The sequence below is a fragment of the Paraburkholderia bonniea genome, from assembly GCF_009455625.1.
Classification (GTDB): Bacteria; Pseudomonadota; Gammaproteobacteria; order Burkholderiales; family Burkholderiaceae; genus Paraburkholderia; species Paraburkholderia bonniea.
On record NZ_QPEQ01000002.1, the window covers coordinates 490144 to 516264 of the forward strand.

Consider the following 26121-nt stretch of genomic DNA (forward strand, 5'->3'; position numbering starts at 1 on the left):
CTTGCCGTTATGGCTTCGCGTTGTGAGGCTGGCTCGCAGCCTGCTCACGGTGCAGGGCAGCCTGTCTCGCCGGGGGTTGGGTGCTGGTGCTGGTGCTGGTCCTGGTGCTGGTCCTGGTCCTGGTGCTGGTCCTGGTGCTGGTGCTTGTTGCGTTCAGGCTCCGGGGTTAAACCTGCGCGGAGCGGATTGAGCATGGCTTCGCGCGCGGCATGACTGCGCCGCGCGGGTCAGTCAACGCGTCATTGCGGCACGACGCTGAGGTGGTGCCGCACGTGGCGGGCGGCACTGGGTGGCCCTTCAAGCGGGGGCTGATTCACGTGATGCGCGTGATTGGCGTGATGCGTCGGGCCCTGCTCCAGATACGCCGCGAGACGAGCGATATACCAGGCGCTGAATTTTTCAACCAGCCCTTCGGTGTACGGCGAATACGGGCCCGGTTGATATGCGCTGCTCGCTACACCGCGCTGCGAATATTCAACCAGCGTCCGGTCCTGGTCATTGGTTGCATGCCACACGGCGGTCAAGTGTTTGACGTCGTAATCAATGCCTTCTTTCGCGTCGCGGTGCACCAGCCATTTGGTGCGCACCAGCGTTTTTCCTGCTGACAGTGGCAAGACTGAGAACGAGACGATGTGGTCACTCATGAAGTGATGCCAGGAATTTGGCTGCGTCCAGAACGACAAGCCGCCAAGATCGGCATTGCTGAACTGGCCCAGCAGTTTTTTCGAGGCGATCTTCGCGTCGAGCGTTTGTGATTCGCCGCTGCGGTCAAGCGGCAGACGCTGGGTGCGAAAGCCGGTGATGTCAGACAGATGTTCGATCTCGGCTGAGGGCAGATTCAGCAGATGCCATTGCGCGCTGCGCGTAGCACAAGTGCGTTTAAACGCGGCGAGGCCTTCGGCATTCGCTGCGGTGGGCTGATAGCCGAAGCCGTATTCGTAGAGCGAGATCGTGAGTTCGGGATGATTGGCCACGCAGTGATAGCACTCGCGGTTGTTCTCCATCGTCAGCTTCCAGTTGCCGTCTTCGATGAGATCAACCGTGGCGGCGATCTTGCAGTTCGCCAGATCGTGCGGCAAGAGATAAGGCTCCATCGCACGGCGCATTTGCGCGAAATCAGTTGGGGGGTGTTCAGCGAGGCAGACAAAAATCAGCCCAGCGAGGTTTTCGACGTGGACGGTTTTCAGGCTGTGCTTGCAGCGCTCAAAGTGTTCGCCCATGTGCTCGGCAAACATCAGCTCGCCGTTCAGACCGTAGGTCCAGCTGTGATAAGGGCACACGATATTGCCCAGCGAGCCGCGCTCTTCGTTGCACAGACGCGCACCGCGATGGCGGCAGACGTTATGGAACGCGCGGATTTGCAGGTCATCGTCGCGCACGATCAGGATCGAGTCCTGGCCTAATTCGACGGTGATGTAATCACCGGCTTCGGGGATATCCGGCTCGACGGCCACCTGGATCCAATGCTGCTGGAAGATCGCCTGCATATCTAGCGCGAAAATCGCTTCGCTTAAATAGAACGGCGCTTCGAGGCTGTAACCAGGCTGGCGTCGTTCAACCAGAGAGTGAATCTCAGCGGGCAAATTCATCGGTTGCTCCGGGTGGGCGGGGGCCGTCATGGGGCTCCACTTAATAATCAATGAGCTGATGCTCGCGCAAATAATCAAGGATCACTTGTGCTTTTTCGCTTGAACTGCCTTCTATTACGACACTGCCGCCACGGCTTTCGCTCGTGGTCGCGGACAGCATGCGGGCGTGGCCCGAGCGCTTCTCAGGTGCGGCCAGTTTTCGTGGCTTCTGGCCTGCTGTAACGAGTGTCCAGGCATCGCTTTCGCTGGTGGGGAGAATGCTCGCTGAAATGCCTGGCACCGGCGAATGATCGTCGATCACCCCGGCGCGCAGACGGGCATAGGCATAACGCGGCTGGGCCGTGGCAAGCGGATGGATGGCCACGACGGCGGGCAGCGTGACACTGATTGCGCGGCGCCGGCCCTTGGGCAAAAACTGGCGGGCATGCAAACGGCTCATTCGGCTCACCTGACTCACCTGACTCACCTGACTCATCTGGCTCAGGCTGGCCGGGTCATGGCTGACGCTGACGTCGACCACCGCGCTCAGTAATGGATAGTCGAGTGCGGTGGCGAGCTGGTATGGCAGCAGGCCGCTATCGAATGCGCCTTCGGCACAGGTGCCGGTCAATACCAGGTCGTAGCCTTGCACGCGTGCGGCGAACAGTGCCGCGAGATCGCAACACGATGGCTCGCAGGCCAGCACTTCGATTCGTGCCGCGCCCAGCGCTAGATAGTCTTCTAGTGCAGTGTCCGCTGGGTCACCGGCATGCAGCACATCCAGATGCGCGTCGTGTTGCTGCGCCAGGTGGCGGGCGATCTCAAGGGCAGCGGCGTCGTTGCGGCTATAGCGCTGCGTGCCGTTGAGCGGGTGACGTCCCAGCGAAACCAGCACGGCGATGTGTTGCAGCGCGTGGCTCATGCGGCAGCTCCTTCGAGCACGCTGGCCTGTCCTGGCGCAGATGCGGGCGTAGCTGTAGTTGTAGCTGTAAGCACAGCGCTTGCAGGCAAGGGCGGTGCCGTTGGTCCGCTTTGCGCCCTGGTCTTGGCGCTGGCGAGCGCGTCGAGCAGCGCGGCCATCAGCGTCTGGGCATCGTCGATGATGGTCAGGTTCGCGCGCTTGACCATCGGTGCGCTGCTGTCGAGATTCACGGCGATCACATGACGGCAATCTTTGATGCCCTGCAAATGCTGGACTGCGCCAGAGATGCCGAATGCGATCACCACGCTGGCTTCGACCGTGGTGCCCGTCGCGCCAATCTGCCGCTCGCGGCTGAAGTGGCCGTTATCAACGGCAACTCGGCTGGCACCGATGGCCGCGCCGAATGCGCTTGCGAGTGCTTCGAAGCTGCTGATGTCGGTCACGCCATGGCCCGCGGAGACGATGAAATCGGCTTCGGCCAGCGCTAGCTGGGCCACATCCACCTCTTCGATGCCGTGATCCTGATAGGCCGCGTGATGTGTGCCGCGTGGCGTGACGCCAGCGAGTTCGATGCGCTCGCCCGCGCCAGCAAACGGCAAACGTGTATCGACCGTGCCCGGTTCAAGCAGGATCAGAGTCGGTAATGCACGGCTCGCCAGATGTTGCTGCGCCTGAACATAAACACTCACGTGCGATGCATCCAGTTCAACCACATGACAGGCGATGCTCACCCCCGCCGAAGCCGCGAAGCGGCGGCCAAGATCGCCTGTGCCGGTCAGCGTATCGGGCATCAGGATATGCGCCGGGTCGATCTGCGCAACGCAGGCAACAAGCGTTTGCAAGGCGTGCTCGGGCCTGAACGCGCGAGTGTCGAAGTCTGGCAGCACGATGACTTTGTCCGCGCCAAGCGCAGCCGCATCGTCTTTCAGTTCGCCGAACACCAGTAGAACCACTTGAGTGCTGGCGTCAGCAATCAGCGCCGCTGCGGCGCAAACCTGGCGGGCGTGCTCGTCGAGCCCACCCCGTTCGCTCTGCACCACGGCCAGAAGCGCGCGCTGTGGTGCGGTAGATGTGCGGCGTGGTTTCGCTGCGGGGTGTTGACCGGTGTGGCTTGTTTGATGCGCTTGATGCGCTTGATTCTCTTGATACGTGCCTGGCTCACCGGCACTGGACAGCGCGCCTAACGTGATGCGTCGCAGCCCTCCGGAAGTGAGCACATAAGGCCGGCGTGGATTGATACGTTTAAGCGGGGCATTCATGATTCACTCCAGCGCGGCGGCGACGAGTTCAGCGAGATCGAGGACTTCCGGGCGAGGCCCAACCACGCCTTCAAGCATCGCGGTGCAGTTCGGGCAGCCCACTACGACGACTTCGGCACCGATGGCGCGGGCATCGGCGATGCGGATATCCGGGATGCGTTGCTTGCCGGGAATATCGCTTAGCGGTGCACCTCCGCCACCGCCGCAGCAACGGCCGCGCTGGCCATGTCGAGGCATTTCACTTACCTGAATACCGATATGCCTGAGCAAGGCGCGCGGCGCTTCGGTCTCGTCGTTATAGCGCGCGAGGTAACAGGGGTCGTGATACGTGATGCGCTGCTCGCGCCAGACATCAAGCGCTTTTGGTGTGAGCCGCCCTTCGGCTGCCAGCGCGGCGAGCAGGCTGCTGTGATGCAGCACGCTAAAGCGCGAGCCAAGGCCGCGATATTCATGGCGCAGGCTGTGCAGCACGTGCGGGTCGGCGGTCACGATGCGTTTGAAGTCGAGCGTGGCCAGCGTGCTGGCGAGGCGTTTGGCGAGCTGCTGAAACGTCGCTTCATCGCCCAGACGGCGCGCGAGATCCCCGGTATCGCTTTCGACGCTGCCCAGCAGCGCGTAATCCACTCCCGCGTGGTTCAGCACCTTGAGCAACGCGCGCAAGCTGCGTTGGTAACGCAGATCGAATGCACCTTCGCCCGCCACCAGCAGCACATCCACCGGCTTGCCCGGTTGCGCGATGGGTGCTTGCAGATCCACGGCCCAGTCGTACCGCGCGGCGTTGTCGTAGCCGCCTGCGGTGCCGGTCTCGCGCAGGTTGGCCAGCACTTGTGGCCCCTTGCCTGGCACCTCGCCGAGCGTGAGCGTCTGGTTGCGGCGCATATCGACGATTGCATCCACATGCTCAATCAGCATCGGGCATTCATGCACGCACGCGCGGCAGGTGGTGCAGGACCAGATCGTGTCGGCTTCGATCAGCGTGGACACCAGCGCACGATCAGGCCCACCCTGGTGCTGGCCTGGCGCGATGCCGGGGGTCGGGCTGCCAGCATAGGCGGCGTCGCTGCCGCCCACCATTCCGCTCACCAGATCCTGAATCAGCTTCTTGGGATTGAGCGGCTGCCCTGCTGCGAATGCAGGGCAAGCCGCTTCGCATTTGCCGCACTGCACGCACGCATCGAAACTGAGCAGTTGGTTCCAGCGAAATTCGGCAGGCTGGCCCACACCGTATTCACCTGCCGCGAGTGCCGGGGTTTTCAGCGCGGTGGGCGGCGTCGCGCTAGCGGGCCAATACGCCGACCGGGCAAAGCGCTCCTGACGTGGATGAAATGCCAGATGCAGCAGGCCCGCCAGCGCATGCTTCATCGGCCCGCCGCGCGCCGCGCCGAAAGTCAGCGCATACGCACCTGTTGCGAGCAGCAGCGCACACAGCAGCGCCAGCGCGCCGGACATCACCTGCGCTGGCAACGCCACCAGCAAGCCGAGCCCAAGTGCGAATGCGCCCAGCCACAGCGGCAAGGTATTCCATGGCCCGCGCGACAGCCGCGCCGGAGCGCCTGTTGTGCCATGACGGCGATACCAGACGCAAGCCACGCCCACCAGCATCACCAGCACCGCCAGCAAGATCAGCCGGTCGAGCCAGGGCGAATACAGCGCGAAACCGTAATTGATCCAGACCAGCGCGAACGCGGCAATCGCTCCGCCTGCGGTGGCCACGTGAGTGCGGGCGATAAACGGCTCGCGCGCGACCACGTGATGCAGATCGACAAAGTAGCGTTTGGGGATGGTCAGTAGATGACGCCAGCCGAGCATGCCGGGTTCGGTCGCGCGGCCAGCCCGCCAGTACGCAGCGCGGCGGGCCACCGCCCACGCCAGGCTGGCGACTGACAGCCACAACAGCAGCGTGATGAGAAACGCAGGCTGCATGGTTAAAAATCCTTGCAAAGCCGCAGCGCATCGTAAATCGCGCCGTGGATGTTATGCATCGAGATGCAGTCGCCAACCCGGAACAGCAGGAAGCGGCCAGCGCCAAGGGGTTCGGCCAGCGCGGGCTGCGGCTGCGCGGCAAACAGTGCCTGCACATCGGTCTGGCCATGGTTCAGCGCTTCGGGCTTGAGCGCCCAGTACAGCGCGTCGTTGGGTGTGCTGCCGTTTTCGATCACCACCTGATCGACCACCCGCTCTTCCTGTTCTTCGGTGTATTCATTGCGCAGCACCGCGATCTTTTTTCCGCCCTCTTCATAGACCCGGTCCAGCCAATAGTTAGGCGTATGGATCACACCGAGTGCATACAGGCGGCGATAAAAAATCGGGAAGGTGGTGCCGCCAACGTCATCGGCCACCTTCACGTCGGGCGTGACGATCTCGACTTGCGAACCACGGCTGGCAATGTAATCCGCCACGCCCGCACCGGCATGAGTGCTCACGCCGTCGTACACCAGCACGTTCGGCTGCAGCTCGACGTTGCCCGCCAGTACGTCCCACGCGCTAACGGCAAGACCTTGCTCGACGCCCCAGCCCGGCACTTGCTGCATAAAGCTCGAACCGCCCGTGGCCAGCACCACGATGTCCGGCTTCTGCGCAAGAATCGTCGCGGCGTTAGCTTCGACCCCCAGGTGGCGCACCACGCCAAGGCGTTTCGTTTCCATCTCGAACCAGCGCACGATGCCTGCCATCTGCTCGCGCTGCGGTGCTTTGGCCGCGAGCATGATCTGCCCGCCAACCGTCTGCGCTTTTTCGAACAGCACCACGTCATGGCCACGCAACCGCGCGACGCGTGCCGCCTCAAGGCCTGCGGGCCCCGCGCCCACCACCACGACTTTGCGCTTTGGCCCGCCTGAACGGGCAATCACATGCGGCATCGTGGCTTCGCGCGAGGTCGCGGCGTTTTGCACGCACAGCACATCGAGCCCGTTGTACTGACGGTCGATGCAGTAATTAGCGCCGACGCATTGTTTGATCTCGTCTTCGCGGCCATCGCGGATCTTGATGACCAGATGCGGGTCCGCCATCTGAGCCCGGGTCATGCCAACCAGATCAACCATGCCGCTGGCCAGCAAGCGTTCCGCCTGGCTCGCATCACGAATGCTTTGCGCGTGCATCACCGGCAGCTTCACCACTGATTTGATCCCCGCGGCGAGATGGACGAATGGCTCAGGTGGCAACGCCATCGGCGGCATACAGTTGGCCAGCGTGTTGTGCGTATCGGCACCGGAGCCAATCACGCCGAGGTAATCAACCAGGCCGGTTTCGGCCATGGCCTGGGCAATCTCCTTGAGCTGCGCGTGATCGAGCCCATCCTCATGAAACTCGTCGCCGCACATGCGCAGCCCGATGCAGAAATCTGGACCTACGGCCTCGCGCACCGCGTGCAGCACCTCGGTGCCAAAGCGCAAACGGTTGCGCAACGAGCCACCCCATTCATCGTGACGGAAGTTGGTGCGCGGGCTCCAGAACTGGTCGATCAGATGCTGGTGTGCCGCTGAGATTTCGATGCCATCCATCCCAGCTTGCTGCACCCGTTTCGCGGCGGCGGCGAAATCGCTGATGATGCGGCGGATTTCCTCGACCTCAATGCTCTTCGCGTTACCCCGGTGCACCGGCTCACGCACGCCGGAAGGTGATACCAGATGCGGCCAGTGCTCGCCATGAAATGCGGAGCGGCGTCCCATATGCGTGGCCTGGATCATGATCTTCGCGCCATGACGATGCATCGCTTCAGTCAGACGGGCGAGCGGATCAATGATCTGGTCGGTCGCAAGATTGACCGATTTCCACCAGCCTTGCGGGCTATCCAGCGACACCGGGCTGGAACCGCCACAGATCGCAAGGCCGACACCGCCTTTGGCTTTTTCTTCGTAGTAGCGCAAGTAGCGCTCGCCAGGCAAACCACCTGGTTCGGCATAAACCTCCGCATGCGCGGTGCTGACGATGCGGTTGCGCAGGGTCAACTGATTCAGCGTCAGGGGTTTGAAGAGATTCGGGTAGCGCATCGCGGCGGCCTTGTGCGAGGGGCGAAATGGCGGGGCAGCAGCCAGTGCTGCTGGCGCGCTGAGTCAGGCAGTCAAGCAATCAGGTTGGGTTTAAGCGTTCAGGACGCGATCGGCTTGACTTCGAAGACGCAGTGGCCGTGGCCTTGCGCGCAGCAGCGCACCTCTGCTGCATAGGATCGGGGACGCCGGGCTGCGCCCGCGTTGGCGGAGAGAAAAGCGTCGTTGACCCAATCCATCGCGCCCGCGAACCAGCCGGAAAACATGTAGCAAAGCTTGCCTTTCTTGTCGGGCTGCGCGAGGACGAACGACGAATGACGCAGCTCGATGCGCGCGCGGGCGTGTTCTGGATCAGATTCAGCCAGCGAGAAACGGCCCCAGCCACGTTGCGACAGACGCTGCAAATAATGCTCGTACACCGCCATGCCGCTCATGCCATGCAACGCTGCTTCCTTGTTGCACCAGTGCCAGGCCGACTTGTAACCCGCCTGATACAGGATCGCGGCATACGTGCTCTGACCCAGCGCGTCTTCTACCGCGAGGTGGTTATTGGTGAAGAAATGCCGTGGCACATACAGCATCGCAAGCGCATCGGTGGTCCATACGCCGGTGTCGGCGTCCACGTCGATTGGAAGTTGGGGATGCATCAGGGGTACTCCTCTAGCAAAGTTGTTTTGTTTTGATGAGAACGCAAGGCCGTCGTGCACCAGGTGTACGCGGCGTGAGATGCGCGGCGGCATGGACGCTATGCGCCCCACACCGAGCGAAACACCCGGACCCAGTTCTCGCCCATGATTTTGCGGATGCGCGTTTCACGCCATCCGGCGCGCTGCATCGCAGCGGTCAGGTTAGGAAACTCAGCGATCGTGCGAATCCCAAGCGGATTCACCACCTTGCCGAAATCAGTCAGACGCCGGTAACGCCCTTTGTCGTGTGTGAGCCAATCGAAGAAATCGACGCTATAGCCTTGCGTGAAATCGGTGCCAATGCCTACCGCGTCCTCGCCAATCAGGTTCACGACGTAATCAATCGCCTCGATATAGTCATCAAGCGTTGCTTCGCTGCCGCGCTTGAGAAACGGCGCAAACATCGTCACGCCAACAAAACCACCGGCGTCGGCGATCTCGCGTAACTGGGCATCGGATTTATTGCGTGGATGGTCCTTTAGGCCGGAGGGCAGACAGTGCGAATAGCACACGGGTTTTTGCGAGTAAGCGATGGCTTCGGCTGAAGTGTTGCCGCCGACGTGCGACAGATCGACCATGATCCCGACACGGTTCATCTCAGTGATGACCTCGCGGCCAAAATCAGACAACCCGCCATCGCGTTCATAGCAGCCTGTGCCCACCAGGTTCTGCGTGTTGTAGCAAAGCTGGACCACCCGCACACCCATATCAGCGAAGGCTTCGATATAGCCGAGGTTGTCTTCGAAAGCATGCGCGTTCTGGAACCCGAGGATCACGCCGGTGCGGCTCTCCTGCTTGGCCTGCAAGATATCGGCGGTGGTGCGCACGAGGCTCAGATGTTCGCTATTGCCGCGGATCAGCCGCTTCATCTGCGCGATGTTGTCGACCGTCTTTGCAAAGCCCTCCCACACCGAGACCGTGCAATTCGCCGCCGTGATGCCACCCGTGCGCATGTCCTCGAACACCGCACGGTCGAACTTCGAAATATTCAGCCCGTCGATGATGATGCTGTCCTGATGCAAGGTGCTCATTGCGCTGCTCCGTCATTCGGTGAGCGTGTGGGGACACGCGGTTTTACGTCAGCCTGTTTGGGCCGCTTGGGCCGCTTGGGCCGTTTTGGCCGCGCGCCGGGATCTAAGCCAGCGTTATGTGCCGCGCTGTGTTCCGCACTTTGCTCCGTTGTGTGCCGTTATATGCAAGCTGCTATAGGCACCATTCGACTTGCCTGAACCTGCTGCAAGACCCTGCCGCAAGCGGTGCTGCAAAGGCTCTATTTTTGTCTTTGGACAGCATTCTGAGTTGGCGAATTCAGACACTTTCCTGACTTTTTCCGCCATCCACACCAAATTAAAACTAGTGCGTTATGCATACCTTTAGATGAACTGGAAAGTATCGTTTAGCGCATGAGCTGTGATCTGCCTAGAGGCAGTTCATGCGCGATAGATAAACGCTACAGGCAGCGCGAAAACCACAGGATAAATTTATCCTTTAAAAACTAAAATTTAGGCGAGAAGCTTGAAAAATAAGGGTTTAGCCGTATGGCCTGACGCTTGTTATTAAACCCAAAATAGCCCTCGCTGCGAGCTTGATGCAGCTCCCCACCACTCGAAGGAAGCCCTGCACTATGTCGCCGGAACGCACCGCGTCACTGTCTCATTTCGTTTTCATGCCACTGCCAAATTTCACGCTGATTGCTTTTAGCAACGCCGTCGAAGTACTACGGATGGCGAATTATTTAAGTGGCCAAACGTTGTATCGCTGGACCCTGGTCAGCCCTGAAGGAGGACCAGTTCGAACCAGTAATGGCCTGAGCGTAGATACCCTCCCCGCTGATAGCGTGACGGCCGCCGATATCGTGTTTGTCTGCGGCGGCATCGACGTGCAGCGCGTCACGACGCCACAGCATCTGTCGGTGCTGCGCCGCTTCTCGCGCAGCGGCATCACACTGGGCAGCCTGTGTACCGGCACCTATGCACTGGCGCGCGCTGGCTTGTTGTCCGGCTATGCCTGTTCGATCCACTGGGAAAATCTGTCGGCGCTCAGGGAAGAATTTCCTGGCACGCGTTTTCTGAAAGAACTGTTTGTGATTGACCGTGACCGGGTGACCTGCACCGGTGGCATCGCACCGCTCGACATGATGCTCAACCTGATCGCAGCACGCGTGGGGACCGCGCGCATCACGCAGATTGCCGAACAGTTCGTGGTCGAACATGTGCGCGACCCAAATGCGCAGCAACGCATGCCGCTCGTCGCGCGGCTGGGCTGTGCCAACAAGTCGCTGTTCGAAGTGATTGCGTTGATGGAAAACAATATCGAGGAGCCACTCTCACGCGAAGAACTCGCGCGCCTCGCTGGCATGTCGCAGCGGCAATTGCAACGGCTGTTCCGCGAGCATCTTGGGATGACCCCGACGCATTACTACCTGACGTTGCGCCTGCGCCGTTCACGTGAATTGCTGCTGCAAACCGATATGTCGATCATGCACATCACGATGGCATGTGGTTTTCAGTCGGCGTGCCATTTCAGCAAAAGCTACCGCGATGCATACGGCTCCGCGCCAACTCGTGAACGCCGCCGCCAGGCCGCGCCACTAGAAGAAACGCCGCAGCCACAGCCCGGCGAGACGTTGGACGCGGCGGCTTAAGCTGGTGTGATGTGGTGAGGGCTCAGATTGGCTCTTGCCAGTCGAAGATATAGAACGGGTTACTGGTGGTTTGATCCAGATCTAACGCACTGAATTGTTCAAACGCAGGCAGATGGGGAACCTCACTGCCCGTCATCGCGTTGTTATGGCTCAGGTCTGGTTCTGAAGATGCGAGTGAGCGTAACCCCTCCTGATCTAGATAAATCTCCGCCAGCGCCACATCTGATAAATCAGTCGCTGAAACCGGCACTAAAGAGGCATCGTTTTCCAGCTCTTCTGTCAGGAATGTTTCACTGCACCATAAAAAATTCTGTGAATTAACCAGCGCTTCAGATTGAACGCTACCAGCAGCAAATTTTCCATTCAGAATTAGATTTACCCTATTTTCATACTTCGGCAACCTGAGAATTTTCAGCATATCGGCTGAAGAGTAGTTCAAGTTACCAAGTGGTACATGCCAGTCCGCGAGATATTGGAAATGCTTCAAACCATCGTTCTCCAACAGAATTTCAATCAGTGTTTGTGCTGGAAAATTGGCGGCGATTAGCACGGGACCCAGCTTGAGGAGATTGTCGAAATCAGCTTCAACCGTCTTCTCGCTTGCCAGTTTGAAGATCAACGCTCTTTCCAGGTTAAACGGTGCCTGAGTCAGCTTATAGCCGTAAGCCCGGATTAACTGGATGACGGTTGCCCTCATAGCATGGTTCTGGATTGACGCAAACTCATCCTGATCCAGTATCAAAACCGGCTTGCGTGAAATACCGTTAACGCGTGCGTTAGAAAGCTGCCGACCTAGTTCATAAAGCCCGTTGCCCCCACTGCAATCTGAAAGATCGTCTGGTTTGTATGACCCATCGCCATGAATTTGGGATGATAAGTCAATACCTTCCGCAGAATTTTTCTTCCTGAATACTGGGCCGCCATCTCATCAATCATGGAGTTGTCATAGCCTAGACCATTAAGCTCTGCTTTAGAGCAGATTTCTTTGCTGCCCGAGTACGGTGTTTTCGTCAGAGTTTTATCGCTGGATATACACGTGTCTTGCTCCGTTGAGGATCGACGTGAACTAAGCGGTGGTTGCCTGCAATTCGGCTCTGATCTCGTCAGATTTTTAGTCCGCGAGACAACACCGGAGCCCTGTTGAAGATGCCGGGGATCCTGCCCGCTAGAGGGCAACTGGACTACCGGGCCTTGCACGGGATAAGGCTCAAAACGAATACCGGTATTGTGCGAATTCACACCAACGGTATTTCCGAAAAATGGCTTGGATGACATAAAAAATCTTATTCAATAATTTAAAGTTAACAGCGCTCACTCACTGGAACGCACTCGCCAAGGCCTCAACGCAGTGCCGCTAAAAGCGCTAACGCATACACTCAGCCTGTAATGCCATTTGGGAAAAGTCTTTCCCAAGTAGAAAGAATCTCGTAATCGGATTCAGGAACGATATTCGATTGCTTTCGCTTGACCGGATTCAATTCAACGGTTTGCTCCGGCCAGTCAAGATCATCGATATTGAAATTCGCAGAGTTATATCCAGACTGCCAGAAATCAGAAAGTTCACTGCCTCCCTCATTTTTGACCCGCGAGCGCTGCTGGGTTGAAATTTCTTTCGGGTCAAGTTCATCTGAAGACAACAGCGGCGGATTTTGCGGTGACTGGATTGCTGGCACGACAACGCCGTGATTCAAATTCGTGTGTGTTTCTTCGTCACGCTTGCGTTTAAGGTTGTTATAACGCTGAGGCCGAGGCAAACCATCGGAATTCGGTGTTTCTGATGGTGTAGTGGCATTACTCGAATCAGGCTCGTTATCGGAATAGGATCCGGAATCGGAATTAAATTCCACCTCGTTACCTGACTCCGCCGGATTGGTGCCTGGATCCTGGATAGTCGGATTCTCAGGTGAAAATTGCTTCGGCAAACCCCAAAAATCACGCGGCGCAGAAACCGGAACATGCTTAATAGATTGATTTGATGGCGACATTGGGTCATATTTATTGCGCCATAAATATTCTGTTGATTTAACTAAACTCCCGGCATCTGATAAATCGCCAGCAATTCTGTTCTCCAGGATATACACCACTTTTTCTTTCCAGTTAGCTAACTTAGCCATCTTCAGTATATCGCCGACAGAGAAATTCAACTCTTTAAGTGCTGCATGAAAGGTAACGAGGTATTTAAAACGATTAATTCCATCTGGACCAGACACAACACTAACCAAATCGTTCGCCGAATATTCGGCATCGATCAGGCACTTCCCCATCTTAAGGAGATTTTCGAAAATTGCTCTAGAGTTATGCTTACTCGTCATGCTAAGAATAGAAACCTTATCTAGATTAAAGGGCGACTGAGTCAGTTTATAGCCGTAAGCCCGAACCAAGATAAAAGCTAATGCCCTGTGACCTTTGTGCCGAATGAACGACAAATCATTCTCCTGCAGTTCCATCACTGGCCTCATCATTGACTCGAGTGAAGTACCGTCAACAAGTCGCGCTTGAGCCTCTTTGGAACAGTGATGCTTCAATTGTTGAAGTGCATTGTCCCCCACGGCGATCAGAAAAATACTCTGGTTTGTATGGCCCCTTGCCATCAAATCCAGATGCAGGCGCAATACGCTGGACAGCACATTCACCCCATCATCCTGCATTGCCATAGCCTCAATCTGGGCGTTGTCATAGCCCAAAAGATTGAGGTTAGGTTGCACTTTAACTACCGTCTCCAGGATTCTAGCGCCTGCATTACACGCAGCCATATTGATACTGCTTTCATCCGAAAAGCCCTGCTCTCTCAGTGCGGGAAGCCACTTTACTAACGCATTAAATTGGCCAGAGTCGAGGTTCCTCATCCTTTCAATGGGTGCATAAGAAACTGCAGACTCATCGCCACGCGAGCACGCCACAAGTTCATTACTGGTTGGGATGTGCTCTCTTGGCAAGTGTGTGACCTGGTTTTCTGGCAGATCGACACTCATATTCCGTTGCGACAGCGTGCTGGCATGCGGCAAATCGCTGGTGTTCTGTTTCGAATGCCTTGGATGCTCTCCAGTAGATTGCACCTCGCCATTGATACCAGATCCGGAGCGGGAAATATCATTGAAATCCAGGCTGGTGCGATTTACTCCGACAATAGAAGGGCTGGAAGATGAAGTAAATGACATAAAAATCTCGTTAAAAAATTCAAATTTGAAAACACTAGCTAAAACATGCCTGCATGTCAGCCCGTCACGGTATAAGCGCAGCGTCGCTTGAGGTGTTAAATTGCCACATCATCTATGCAAATTCTCCAGCAAAGCTACTTATCCAAGATCACTCTATGGATCGCATAACAAAATAGTGCCAACCCAAAGCTTCATTGAATATTTCATCAATTGCCTGACATCGTCAGAAAACATGAAACGCAGTGAAAAAATCTTTATTTAAGCCATTTTTCTCATTCCAGCTTCAACTAAAGACTGGCAACTAGGTAACCATCTAGCATCACAAGTTCCAGTTGGCAGTGTTAAAGCAACATAGCGTTATATATGTCTGACGCAAGCATGATTTCGCCGAAATTTCCGCAACGCCAGGCACTTGTTTGACGCCAGCAGACAAGCTGTGTGAGCGTTCTGTCAATCGAATCAACTCGCTGCAAAATTTTTTCCTGCTGATATGGAACCAAAGTGTTACCTCCGGTTACTTAGTGCCCCATGGCTGTAGCCGCTCATACATCAGTTTGCCACCCGATTTTTATATTATTACTTTATTTAGCTATTCAAAATTATTGAATTTTTAAATAAAGATGGAGATTCATTTTGACAGAGCGTATTAATAACGGCTCACCGTTATATCAATCAAGTTGTTCATCTTCAATTAGCGGCTCCTCCACGGGACAGTCGCAATGCATAAGGCTGATGACCCCTATCGGACAATCCGCCGCATCTGTCCAGCAGACGTCACCCAAGAAGATCACAAAGGCCACGAATCTTGTACCCCTGGCAGAAATACGAACGAAAAATATCAACGATCCAGTACTACAACAGGTACTTGATAGCCCAACGCTAGAAGATTTTTTGCTGCGCCTCAATGACTTCATGGCAAGAGATCTCAACTTGTCACCTACGCAAGAACTTCAGCTTGCACGGGCCTTTTGTCACAGGCTGCAAGCAGCGAATAACATCAAGAATCCGGTTGTCAGATTTTTTTATTCGATCCTTGAGCAGCTTGATCCGGATCACAAAGATCAATTCAAGACTTTTTTTACGGCTATCGAAACCGTTATCGACTCACACAAAATTTCCCTGAAAAAGGAATGGGTAGACAACCTTCGCCGCGCCATACGGCTGAGGCTAATGCATAGTGGTGCGCTGAAAATCGGTAGCCAAAATGTCGAACTCGCTTTGTTGCTAATAGAAGACATGCTCCGGCTGGGTGCGGGGAAAAACAAAATGTTGTCCGTGCTGGCACTCGAAATAGAAAAAAGTGATTTCAGCAATGGTCATGATCTCGACCAGTTCACTTCTTTTTTGTTGCCTTACGCCACACGTTCAGCACTGGTACCGCTTGTATCAGCGCTATTTAACAAAGCAGTTGCCACACCTGGCTTAAGTGCCGCGCATGTTGTTCAGCTAGCATTGCTGGCAAAAAACGTGATTCAGCTTTCCATCCTGAACTCAGCGATAGCGCAATCCGATAGTTGGGATATCGAACGGGTGTATCAAATGATTCTGGTGCTGCAAAACCTGCCTCAAGTGCCTGTGACAGGACCAGAATCGACCTCAGAAGCCGCGCTCTGTAGCCTGCAAGTCAGCTTGGCAAAAAAACTGGCAAGTCTCGCCAGCTGGAGTGTTCTCGATCTGAAAAGAATGCTGAAACTGCTAGTTCAATTGAACGGCTCACCGGGGCAAGAAGCGATGTTGGTCGAGCTGGCAACCCCGCTCGCTGCGCTAGAAAAATTGATGGAGACTGACTGTCTGTCACTGTTCCTGATACTGGAAGAAATCAGCCAGTTCACCGTGCGAGAGCACCTTCAGAACACGCTGAAAAACAGAATTCAGGCCGTCTCTGAGTGGTCTGCCGAAAGCGCATCCCTGTTCATCAAGTTCCATGCAGAGCCCAAGACAAATGCTTTGTTCAAGCACAGAATCGAAGCTGTGCTGCCAGACATCATCAGCAAAATCCAGATCCAGACCCCTGGCGATTATTTGAAGATATTTCGCGTGCGGCAAACGGTAGTCCATCCTTCTTTAAAGCTGCAGTTGCTTAATCTGCTTGTGAAGCAGTGCCCCGGCGCACCTGATGCGGGATGGACGCTGCCACAGTTGATTGAGGTGCTGCCGCTCTTGAAGGAGACTGGAATTGATCTGGAACCGCATCATCGGCTGGCATCCACACTGGCGCTAGTCATGCGCGGCGTCTCCGGATTCAACGGAGAGAACGTTAGCCGCATAACCGTCGTGCTGGACACCGTAACAGACGATGTCTGTCAAATGACCCTCGCGCAGACGCTGGCAGCCATGATCCGGTATAGCCATTCATGGACCCAATCTGACAATGACTGCCTGGTCAAACAGGTGGCAAACATTCAGAGCGAAGCGTTGAGAAAAATCATGACGGAGGCTCTGCAATCGCAGTTAGCAGAGCTCATCCGCAAGCGTCTCAACCAGTTAAGCGGAACAAGCGAAACCAGCAACGTTGCGGCAATCCATCATTCGAACTTCAACCATCTGGAGTTCGAAGAAATCTTTAGCATTGCAGCGCGGCTGAAGCAGATCCAGTCTTTGTCTGTCCAGACAGATCTGCTGAACCGGCTAGCGGCAAAAATTAGCGCGACGCTAGACTGGCCGGTAGAAGTGGTCATGGATTATGCAAAACGCGTTCAGTTCATGCCGGAACTGCCGCTGCATAATCTGCGCACTGCATTGATGAGCGCCTTGCTGGAGCCGATTAAAGCACTGGCCCCTCTAGCGGCAGATGATCTGAATAACTTGTTTGCTGTGCTGGCCACATTAGGCGATACGCCCGGCTTGCAAGCACTGTGGCAAGAACTGACAACCCAAATGGCCGGCTCCGGCCCATGGACTGCCTATAAAATCGTCACGCTCATTTTCACGTTGAATGCATTGGAGCCATTGCCGGTACAAAGTGCGCTGCTGTTACAAGCTATAGAGAAAAAAATGGGGCAAGCGGAAAAATTCAGACTTGCTGATATCAGCTGGTTGCTTAATGCCTTAAAAGAGGTCTTGAAAGAACGAAAAAATCTTTCTGAACTGACCGGCTTATTCAACGTACTTAGTTCAAAAATCAATGCGATAGCTCATCCAGAGCAGTCAGAAATTCACACCTTTATTTCTTGCCTGGCGGACTTGAGTTCGAGCGCTGCACAGGAGCAATTTTTAGCGAAAATTCTGCCAAAAATACCTGACCGCGCACAATGGATGCGGTCGTATCTTCATCCAGTCATTACGCTTTTAAAAATGATGGGGAAAACCGATAGCCGGGATGCCATTCTGCGCAAGCTTGCAGAATAATTTCCGCCTCATTTGTTTAATCAAATTGAATTGCGGCTGGAATGATGCTTCATATAAATCGAAGCCCCTCGCCTGCCTTAATCGCACTGATTATTTTCACAAGGAACATGCCGGCAATGCCCAGATGCGCTCAACGTCACACCACACACTCAAGCCGCACCATCGCGCAACGGTAGTAATGCTTGCTCACCTGACGCCAGCGCAGGCCCTCTGGCTGTAACACCGCAACGGGCACCTGGACCTCACCCCACCACGCAAAGCCATAGCGCTCATATAAACGGTGCGCACCCAGCGCATCCGCCTGGGTGCGCACGATGAGCGTGGTGCCGCAAGACGCTGCCTCGTCATCTCGTGGCAGCGCGATGCAGTCCGCGAGGCATTGCGCCAGCAGGCGTGCCGCTAGCCCTTGACGCTGATATGCCGGGGCCACGGCCAGTTCAGCCAGCGCCCACACTTGCTGCCCGGCCAGTTGCTGGCGCATGTCGGCTGGCAATTTCCGGTCATAGGCCGCGTCCGCCATCAGCAAGAACCCCGCGAGCGTCGTGCCCTCATGCAGCAGGTAACAACGCGCGCGATGTTGCGCGAAGAGCCGCCGCAGCCATGCGCGCTCCGCCGCTTCATCAAGGTAATGGCCGTGGTAGCTGCCGCTCGTAAACGCTTCGAGATACAGCGCCATGAAACGCGTCTCCCAGGCAGCGAAGCCGGTGGCATCACACACCGTCAGTGTCAGATCTGTCGCGCGCATCATCAGCCTCGCGGCACCAGCCGATAGGCCGTGCTCTCTAGTAATGACGAACACAGCGTGCCCATGCGTTGTAGTGGCAAGCCCGCTGGCTCGAAACCATGGTTGCGGTAGAAGTACTGCCCAAGCCCGCGCACCTGGCGCTCTACGATCACCACTGCACGCTCACGCGGCGTGGTCTCGATGATGCGTTCGATGATGGACAGCTTGTCTGCCAGATGGATCGACAGCACTACGATGTCCGCCTCGCCGTAATCGAAGCTGACGCCATCAGCACAAACCTGGCTGATCGCTGCGCGCCGAAACAGCGCCGGGTGTTGCCCGCTTAAAAATGCGATGTACTCGCTGCCGCTCGCCAGCGAAGCTGCGCTGCGCTCTACGCCGGTCACGCGCGCGCCGCTAAAGCTCTGCATGAAAAGCAGCGACAGCGGCATGCCGCCCGAACCCACCATCACCACGTTCGAAGTGGGATTCATCCCGCTCAGGAAAATCTCGCTGCGCGCCAGCAGTTTGTAGATATCGGCGTAATAGCCGCGAATGATCTGCACCAGCGCTTCGTTCTCTTTCTCGCTCTCGTTCTGCCCGCGCAGGATCGCGCTCATCTCGCGCTCGAAGCGGACTTCGTTGAGCGCACACAGCGCCTGGTAGCGCGCCATGTAATCGCGCACTTCAGGGTCTTCCAGATAGCGCGCGGTCTCGCTGGCGTTGAGCACTGGCGAGAGGATGTAGTTGCGCAGCGTCAGCATCTTGCCGAATGACTGTTGCAACCCAACGCTGGCCGGCAACGCCAGCAGCTCATCAAGCCAGGCGTGAATCTGCTGCCGGACAAACGCGATGCGGCTCTCTGAACTCACTCCCGCTGCTGCACCAGGCGCGGCCGCTGCTTCACTCCAGGCATGTATCGGGTGCGTGTAACGGGGCTCATGCGTCTCGGGCAAGGTGGACATTTCTCACTCTCCTGTTGCAGTTAAACCGCTGGGGGAAGCCGCCTGCGGGTTGCGCGGGCTTAACCGGTGCTGGCTGCTTTTTCCGGCATGGCACCCGGATCAGCACAGCCTCAGTTCAGCAACGGCATGCCATTGGCGCGCGCAGCGAGACGCCGCACCAGCCAAGGAAAAATCACCAGGTACAGCAGCGCCCGCGCCGCGCTGATGCTGGCCATCGTGGCAAACACCTCAGCCACTGGCCGCCTTGCCTGCACCAGCGCCGACACCGCGCCGAGGTTCACTACCCAGCTGAAAAACAGCCCGAGCCACAACGCCCATGCGGGCCGCTCCAGCAACTGGCAGCAGCCAGTCACCAGATTGCTCAGCAAATAGCTGGCGATAAAAATCGGGGCGTAATTCAGCCACGCCAAGGCAATGGCGCTCGCAGCAGGATCCGAGACGAGAAACGGCAGCACCCAGCCGCGCAAACCGAAGTACCCCGCACTAATCAGGATGACGAATATCGTCCCTAGCACCAGCACCGAGCGCGCACAGGTGTGCAGATCCAGGCCTTGGCGTAGCCGGTGACCGAGCCGGATCATGAACACCATGCTCAAGCCCTTCACCAGAATGAAACCGACCACCAGCAATTCGAACCCCACGCCATAGCCGCCGATCACCTGCACGCCATAGGTGGCGATGGCGGCGTAGACCATCACGCTAGCGCAGAACGTCAGCGCTTCGAGCAATGCGGATGGCACGAATAGCCGCAACAGCCGCTGTTGTAACGGCCAGACCGGACGCAGGCGCGGCCAGCACACCTGCTCGCGCCTCAGACGCTTGCGCAAGCTGACGCTGCTTAGCAGCAGGTACGTCACGCGCGCGCCCCATGAGGCGGCAGCCAGGCCAAAAATCTGCCAGGCGGGCGCGTGGCCAAACACGCCGAAGATCATCAGCGGGTCCAGCAAGTTGTTGAGCACGCCACAACTCACGCTGATGCGCGCGGGCGTTTTAGCGTCGCCATACACCCGCAGCGCAGCTGAGAGCACGGTGTTCACCAGCGTCAACGCAAAAGTGGCCACCATCACCGTGTAAAACAATCCGGCATGGCGTCCGCTCAGCACACCGCCCGACAAAAAATGCACCAGCGGCACCTGAGCCCAAAGCAGCAACCCCACCACGCCAGCGCCAATGCAGAGCGCGAGCCACAACGCTTGCTGCAACAACACCCCTTGTTGCAGCGGTGCGGCCCGGGCGAAGAGCGCGACGAAGGATTCTTCGAAACTCTTGCTGAGCAAAAACATGAAGCTCATCACGCTGCCATTCATCAGTGCGAGCAACGCAAGATCGGCTGCGCCGAGATGGCGAATCCAGTGGTAATCGAACAGGTTCAGGCAGTAGCTGGCGAGCGTCGACACAAGCATCGGGTACAGCAAACGCCAGACGCCGCGAAATTCGGCCAGCCAGCCGTTGGCAGTTATGGTGGCCACGGGGTCTGGCGCATTCCTGGCTTTGAGTGGCGCAGACACTTCAGATGACGCCATGGGACTCCCGCAAGTCGAGTAGCAACGGGGTTTTCTGCCGGCTGCTGTCATGCAGCGCCGCACGCGAATCGACGCGCACCGTGCCTTGCCCTTTGTCGAGACATTCGCGCACTTCATCCAGCGTGCTCACCGCATGCGTGATCTGCTGCCGCCATGGCGCGAGTTCGGCTTCGTCCAGATCGAGCACCACGCATAGTTGCTCGCCGCCTCCGGCGCTCGTGCTAAGCACGAACTGGCATTCCACCGGCTGGCCCAGCGTGGCCTGAATCCGCGCCGCCAGCACCTCCGTGCTAATCAGATTGCCCGCGTAGTTAAAACGTGTGTCGCTGCGGCCGCCCAACACCAGCCGGGCCCCCGGGCGGCCGCAGCGGCAACGGCTGGCCAGATGCAGCCGCACCCGGTCGCTGCACTGATAGCGCAGCAAGGGCAAAGCCGTGTTGGCCCAGCTCGTCACCAGCAACTGTTGCTCACAGGCTTCGAGAAAAAACCAGTCATCGAACACGTGGTAATGCGCCGCGTCGCATTCGGGCGTGGCATAGCCGATGAAGCCGGTTTCAGTCTGACCGTACAGGCCGAAGATGCGCGCTTGCGGCCAGCATTCATGCACTTGGGCGCGCCGCGCCTGGCTGAATGCTTCGCCGCTGAACACGATTTTCTCGATGTTCAGCACCAGCCCATGCGCGCGCGTTACTTCGAGGCAATGCAGCACGCTGGTCGGCGTGCCGAGCAGCACGTTCGGCTGTGCCAGCGCGAGCCATTCAAGCAGCGCTTGCAGTTGCGCGCCGTAAGTATCAAGGCGGCCGAGCGGGATGATGTTCGCGCCCAGGGCTTCCAGCATCCGGTTGCAGCCATCGAACAACAGCGAGAAACCGCCTGCTGTAAACAGGTTCACCACTGTGTCGCCAGGCGCGAACATCATGCCGCCCAACGTGTCGCACAGCGTGCGTCCGTAGCTAGCCTGGCGGTCTTTGTCCGCGCCCGCGTGCAGCAGCAGCTTGGCCGCGCCGCTGGTGCCTGACGTGGCATGCAGGGTCACGCCGCGTAACGCGCCGCTGCGCATCTGGCGCAGCACGCGCTGCTTTAAATCGACAGCCGTTTCACAGGCGACCTGCTGGCAAAACGTGGCGTAATCCGCCACACCTGACGGCAGCCGCTGCGCGTAACCGGCGTGATAGCGCAGCGCCTGGTTGACTAACGCGGCGTTAAAACGTGTGGTCTGCAACGAGGCGAGTGCTGTGCCTGATGGCTTCGGTCTCATGCCGCTTCCTTGCCTGCGAGATAGGCTCGCAGCCGCGCCAGGCAAACCTTGCCGGTTCGCGTCAGCGGCAGCGCGCTGATGATGTGCACCTGCACCAAGCGCGGATACAGCGGAAATGCCTGGCGATACTCATGAATGATTTGCCGGCGTAATTCGGCATCGTCGATCAGCCCATGCGGTGCCGGAGCGATAAACGCGCTGAGCGCAGACGAACGCGTATCCGCCAGAAAGTAGCTCTGCGCAATCCCGGGCAGCCTATCGAAATGACGGTGCAGCAAACCAGGGTTGATGAACATGCCGTTCGCCTTGAGGGTTTCGTCCTTGCGACCGACCCAATACAGCACGCCATCGTCACCACGCAGCATCAGGTCGCCTGAGTCGATCAGCGGACGCGGCTCAAGCGAGCCATCCGCGCGCAAATAACCCGCCATCGCGTAAGGCGTGCGGTAGTGCATCACGCCGGCCTGCCCCGGCGCGCATGGCTGGCCATAGGGGTCGAGCAGCTCGATGCTGATGCGTGAATCAACCGGCCGCCCCGGCGCGATCACTTCATCGCAACTGAGTTGGGCGAGGCGTGGCAGATCCGCTGGCGTGAACTTGAGCGCGAACAGGCGTGGCCCGGATTCGGTCTGGCCGAAGTTGTTCCAGACCACCGCGCCCAGCGAGAGCAAGCGCCGCATCTGCGTCACATATAAGCGATCCGAAGCATTGAGCACCACCGCATGTTCCAGCGTCGCGCCTGGCGAGCGCTCCACCAGATCGCACAAGCGCTCGATCAAGCTGCGGATCAGCGGCACGTAGCGCACCTTGCGCCCGGTGAGATACGCCAGCACTTCCTGTGGTGTCAGCGAAGCGCGTTCCAGATGCACCGTCGCGCCACTCAGAACGCCGCTCATCACCGTCGAAAAGCCGTACATGTAATGCACCGGAAACAGACACAGCACACGCTCGCCCGGCTGGATCGCCAGATACTCGCCCACGAGGCGCGCGTTGGCCCACAACGGGGCTTCGTCGTACAGCACCAGCTTGGGGGTGCCGGTCGTGCCCGAGGTCATGAACACCAGTTGCGCCTGGCGGGTATCGGCCGTTGTTTCTGGCGACGCCGACAGTGCGGCATCGAGTGGTTTGAGCATATAAGGCGCATCAAGCGCGTCGAGCACATAAGGCTTGTGCGCATCGAGCGGCTCGGCTGAGCGCCTGAGACTGTCCAGCGGACGCAACGCGGGGGCCGTCAAACCAGGCCCCACTGGCAAGCGCAGCACCCCATGCGCGGCCGCATCGCCCGCCGCCAGTGCTTGCCAATTGAACACCAGCACCGGTAACGCTTTGCCCAGCAGTGGCCGAGTCGAGATGAGTGCCACCGCATCCAGCTGGCACGTCAACGCATGGCTCAAGAGCTTCGGATCACACAGCACCACCCGGCAGCGCAGCGCGGAAGCCACCAGCGTGAAGAAAAAATAATCCAGCCCGCCCTGGCCAACCGCAATCAGGCAGCGCCCAGCGGCCAGGTCAGGCGTGAATTCAGCCAGCGCGCTAGTCACCGCCGCGAGACACGCGCGCAGTTCAGCCGCCCCCGCTGACCAGCCGCGATGCACAACACGCCAGTGCGGATCGTTCAACAATGTGTGAGCAAAACGCGTACTCATCAGCGCACCCCCTCCAGCACGACCGAAGCCGCCAGCCCGCCCATGCCGAATGAGTTCTTCAGCACCCGGCCACCGGTGGTGAGCATCGGCGTCATCCGGCGCACGACATTGACGTCGCAATCCGCACCTTGCGCGTCGAGATTGATGGTCGGCGCAATAAAACCTTCCCGTAGCGCAATCGCGGTATTCAGCACTTCCATCGCGCCCGCCGCTGCGATCAGATGCCCGTGCAGCGATTTATTCGCCGTCACCGGCACGGTCGTACCCGCACCAAACACCTCGCGGATAGCCTGAGACTCGTGCCGATCGTTAAGAATCGTCGAGGTGCCGTGGGCATTCACGTAATCAATGTCGCGCGCGTGCCGCCCAGCGTCAGCGAGCGCGCGGCGCATGGCCAGCGTCATTTCGAGCGAGTTTTGATGCGGAATCACGATGTGTTCTGCACCAAGGCTCGCGCCATACCCCGCGATACGCAGCAGCGGCGTCGCACCACGCTGGCGCACTGCCGCTTCGCGCTCAAGCAGCAACAGCACCCCGCCTTCCGCCAACACGAAACCAGAACGGCGCTGGTCAAACGGACGCGAACGCTGCTCAGGCGCGAGCAGCAGATCGGTGGAAATCACATCGAGCGCTTCGAGCCGCGCCAGATTGAGCGGATTGACCCGGCCCGAAATGCCGCCGACGATCACCGCGTCGAGACGTTGCTGGCGCAATGCCTGAAGACCCATGCCGATGGTCTGGAGTGAGGCGGAACAAAGCCCGACATGGGTCGTCGCAAAACCCGCAAAAGGCACCTGGCGGTAAATCTCCGCCAGCACCGCAGTGGGTTCGAGATTGAAGAAATCCGCCATGCGGAAGTGCCGTACCAACTGCTGCATAAATGCTTCGCGCGAGCTTTCGCCCTCCATCCGCCGCACCAGTTCAAGCGCGCTCTGGATATCGGTGCCCGGCACATCCACCCCCACCACGCAGCCCAGACGCTCGTTCGCATATGCCTGCGTCAGATGTGGCGCGTATCGCAACAAGCGTTTGGTGGCGAGCCTGGCGTACAGCACTTCAGCAGGCTCGCGCCGTGCCTGCGGCCAGCGAATCAGCGCGTTGCCTTCTTCCGGCACGCCTGCGTGCTGCGTGATGTGCGTGCTGCAATCGAACTTCTCAATCGCGCGAATCCCTGAGCGGCCATGCCGCAGCGCCTGGTGAATGCTGTGATAGTCACCGCCGAGTGGCGTCACCGCGCCGAACGCGCTAATCACGATGGACTCAGAAGCGGCCCTCACGAGATCGCTCCCGAGAGCTTGCGCAATACGATCGCACCCAGCCCGGTACCGATGCCGACGCCGTTCACCAGCACCGTCGCACCGGTTTCAATCGCGGGATCGGCCAGCGCCAGCACCAGGTCAATCAGGTTGTTCGCCTGACCGGTGTAGCCGGTGTACGGCTTGTACGCATGCACGGTGCAGTTCGGCCAGAACGCATGCAACGCTTCGCGCTCGGCTTGCTCCAGCGCGGCCACGCCGTTGCGGTACAGCACCACATGCTGAATCGGCACGCGCTGGTGCATGGCAACGTGGGCCAGCAAGTTGCGCCATTCGCTGACCCGCACCAGCGTGTCAGGCACGTAACGCGACAGCACGGTAAGCACCTGGGCCAGCGGCGTGCGTCCGGCAGGCGGCGCGCGCTCCAGCATCAACGCGGCAGCGCCATAGGCGGGCAACACGCCATCGGGATGCGAGGCCAGCCGCACCAGGCCCATCTTGTGAAAAGCGCCGAGATTTTCAGGTGTGGTCATGTCACCGACAGCCGCCACCAGCGCGTGTTGCAACGAACCCGACTGAAGCTGCGCATGCGCCACTTCAAGCGCGCACAAACCACTGAGCGACATGCGCCGCAGCGGATAACCTTCGCCGCGCAGGCCGAATACTTTCGACAGGTGATACAGCGTGTTAGTACTCAGCAAACGCAGCATGTCGAGTGGATTCAGATGCTGGCGGATCTCGCCCATTGCTGCGAGGCTTGCCAGCACCTCACCGGCATGGGCTCGTAAATGCGTTTGCAGTGCCGGGACGCGATAGTCCCCACCTTCGATCCCGGTATAGATTTCACAGCTTTCGCGCTCAGCCGCGCTATACGGCACGCGAGCGCTGGCGTAATCGAACGCCTGGGCGGTGGCATCGAGCGCGAGGCGACTGGTGTCGTTTAACAACGCGCGATCTTCACGGGCCACGCGAGCCGCATGGCGGAACGTAGTCTGGCGCGTGAAGTAATCGCCGATAGCGCTGGCCGCTGGCAGCGCGGGCTGTGTCGAAAAATCAATGCCGCGCAACGCTGCGGTATCGGCAAAGGCTCGGGTGACAATCCCCACCCCAGTGATGTATGACATCGCGGCTCCTGTGTGGCTGGTCTGGCCGGCGAGGCAACACGCCGTGCGGGATGG

Annotated in this window: 18 protein-coding genes and 2 pseudogenes; 2 read left to right on the plus strand and 18 right to left on the minus strand. The window is 58.2% G+C overall.

What is annotated here, in order from left to right:
* Positions 1-239: 239 nt before the first annotated feature.
* From GH656_RS15945 to GH656_RS15975, 8 genes and pseudogenes are all read right to left on the minus strand, one after another.
* The gene (locus GH656_RS15945) at positions 240-1589 is read right to left on the minus strand and encodes an aromatic ring-hydroxylating oxygenase subunit alpha (protein WP_153077367.1); all 1350 of its coding nucleotides are present in this window, start codon (positions 1587-1589) and stop codon (positions 240-242) included.
* A 40-nt stretch (positions 1590-1629) separates the two neighbouring features.
* Positions 1630-2010: pseudogene (locus tag GH656_RS18340) on the minus strand (electron transfer flavoprotein subunit beta/FixA family protein); the annotation flags it as partial.
* Positions 2011-2148: 138 nt separating this feature from the next.
* Positions 2149-2490, minus strand: a pseudogene (locus GH656_RS18345) (electron transfer flavoprotein subunit beta/FixA family protein); the annotation flags it as partial.
* The gene (locus tag GH656_RS15955) at positions 2487-3749 is read right to left on the minus strand and encodes an electron transfer flavoprotein subunit alpha/FixB family protein (RefSeq protein ID WP_153077030.1); all 1263 of its coding nucleotides are present in this window, start codon (positions 3747-3749) and stop codon (positions 2487-2489) included. The pseudogene GH656_RS18345 and the gene GH656_RS15955, both read right to left, overlap by 4 nt.
* 3 nt (positions 3750-3752) lie before the next feature.
* Positions 3753-5672 (minus strand): (Fe-S)-binding protein, encoded by a 1920-nt coding sequence (locus tag GH656_RS15960; RefSeq protein WP_153077031.1) that lies wholly within the window; start codon positions 5670-5672, stop codon positions 3753-3755.
* Positions 5673-5674: 2 nt separating this feature from the next.
* On the minus strand, positions 5675-7738 hold the full coding sequence (locus GH656_RS15965; protein WP_153077032.1) for an NADH:flavin oxidoreductase: 2064 nt from the start codon (positions 7736-7738) through the stop codon (positions 5675-5677).
* 98 nt (positions 7739-7836) lie between these two features.
* On the minus strand, positions 7837-8382 hold the full coding sequence (locus GH656_RS15970; protein ID WP_153077033.1) for a 4-vinyl reductase: 546 nt from the start codon (positions 8380-8382) through the stop codon (positions 7837-7839).
* A gap of 98 nt (positions 8383-8480) precedes the next feature.
* On the minus strand, positions 8481-9452 hold the full coding sequence (locus GH656_RS15975) for a dipeptidase (protein WP_153077034.1): 972 nt from the start codon (positions 9450-9452) through the stop codon (positions 8481-8483).
* Positions 9453-10045: 593 nt separating this feature from the next.
* Here GH656_RS15975 and GH656_RS15980 point away from each other — a divergent pair.
* Positions 10046-11065 carry a GlxA family transcriptional regulator gene (locus GH656_RS15980; protein ID WP_153077035.1) on the plus strand — a complete coding sequence of 340 codons (1020 nt, stop codon included), beginning with the start codon at positions 10046-10048 and terminating at the stop codon, positions 11063-11065.
* Positions 11066-11087: 22 nt separating this feature from the next.
* On the opposite strand, the gene GH656_RS15985 is transcribed toward GH656_RS15980, so the two are convergent.
* The 3 genes from GH656_RS15985 to GH656_RS15995 all read right to left on the minus strand — a co-directional run bounded on the left by GH656_RS15985 (position 11088) and on the right by GH656_RS15995 (position 14223).
* Complete coding sequence (locus GH656_RS15985) at positions 11088-11762, minus strand: hypothetical protein (RefSeq protein WP_153077036.1); 675 nt, start codon at positions 11760-11762, stop codon at positions 11088-11090.
* 95 nt (positions 11763-11857) lie between these two features.
* Positions 11858-12340, minus strand: coding sequence for a hypothetical protein (locus GH656_RS15990; protein ID WP_153077037.1), 483 nt, complete (start codon positions 12338-12340; stop codon positions 11858-11860).
* A 101-nt stretch (positions 12341-12441) separates the two neighbouring features.
* Positions 12442-14223 carry a hypothetical protein gene (locus tag GH656_RS15995; RefSeq protein ID WP_153077038.1) on the minus strand — a complete coding sequence of 594 codons (1782 nt, stop codon included), beginning with the start codon at positions 14221-14223 and terminating at the stop codon, positions 12442-12444.
* Between the two features lie 732 nt (positions 14224-14955).
* Here GH656_RS15995 and GH656_RS16000 point away from each other — a divergent pair.
* The gene (locus GH656_RS16000) at positions 14956-17571 is read left to right on the plus strand and encodes a hypothetical protein (protein WP_153077039.1); all 2616 of its coding nucleotides are present in this window, start codon (positions 14956-14958) and stop codon (positions 17569-17571) included.
* A gap of 136 nt (positions 17572-17707) precedes the next feature.
* Here GH656_RS16000 and GH656_RS16005 read toward each other — a convergent pair whose 3' ends face one another.
* From GH656_RS16005 to GH656_RS16035, 7 genes are all read right to left on the minus strand, one after another.
* On the minus strand, positions 17708-18319 hold the full coding sequence (locus GH656_RS16005) for a GNAT family N-acetyltransferase (RefSeq protein ID WP_246184342.1): 612 nt from the start codon (positions 18317-18319) through the stop codon (positions 17708-17710).
* Positions 18319-19260 (minus strand): SAM-dependent methyltransferase, encoded by a 942-nt coding sequence (locus tag GH656_RS16010; protein WP_246184343.1) that lies wholly within the window; start codon positions 19258-19260, stop codon positions 18319-18321. The genes GH656_RS16005 and GH656_RS16010 overlap by 1 nt, the downstream gene beginning before the upstream one ends.
* Before the next feature lie 110 nt (positions 19261-19370).
* Complete coding sequence (locus tag GH656_RS16015; RefSeq protein WP_174769806.1) at positions 19371-20783, minus strand: MATE family efflux transporter; 1413 nt, start codon at positions 20781-20783, stop codon at positions 19371-19373.
* Positions 20770-22041, minus strand: a complete 1272-nt coding sequence (locus GH656_RS16020) for a phenylacetate--CoA ligase family protein (protein ID WP_153077041.1) — start codon at positions 22039-22041, stop codon at positions 20770-20772. The genes GH656_RS16015 and GH656_RS16020 overlap by 14 nt, the downstream gene beginning before the upstream one ends.
* Positions 22038-23687, minus strand: coding sequence for a class I adenylate-forming enzyme family protein (locus GH656_RS16025; protein ID WP_153077042.1), 1650 nt, complete (start codon positions 23685-23687; stop codon positions 22038-22040). The genes GH656_RS16020 and GH656_RS16025 overlap by 4 nt, the downstream gene beginning before the upstream one ends.
* A complete protein-coding gene (locus tag GH656_RS16030; protein WP_153077043.1) occupies positions 23687-24964 on the minus strand; it encodes a beta-ketoacyl-[acyl-carrier-protein] synthase family protein in 1278 nt (425 codons plus the stop codon). Before GH656_RS16030 ends, GH656_RS16025 begins: the two co-directional genes overlap by 1 nt.
* A complete protein-coding gene (locus GH656_RS16035; RefSeq protein ID WP_153077044.1) occupies positions 24961-26067 on the minus strand; it encodes a beta-ketoacyl synthase N-terminal-like domain-containing protein in 1107 nt (368 codons plus the stop codon). Before GH656_RS16035 ends, GH656_RS16030 begins: the two co-directional genes overlap by 4 nt.
* Between the last annotated feature and the right edge of the window lie 54 nt (positions 26068-26121).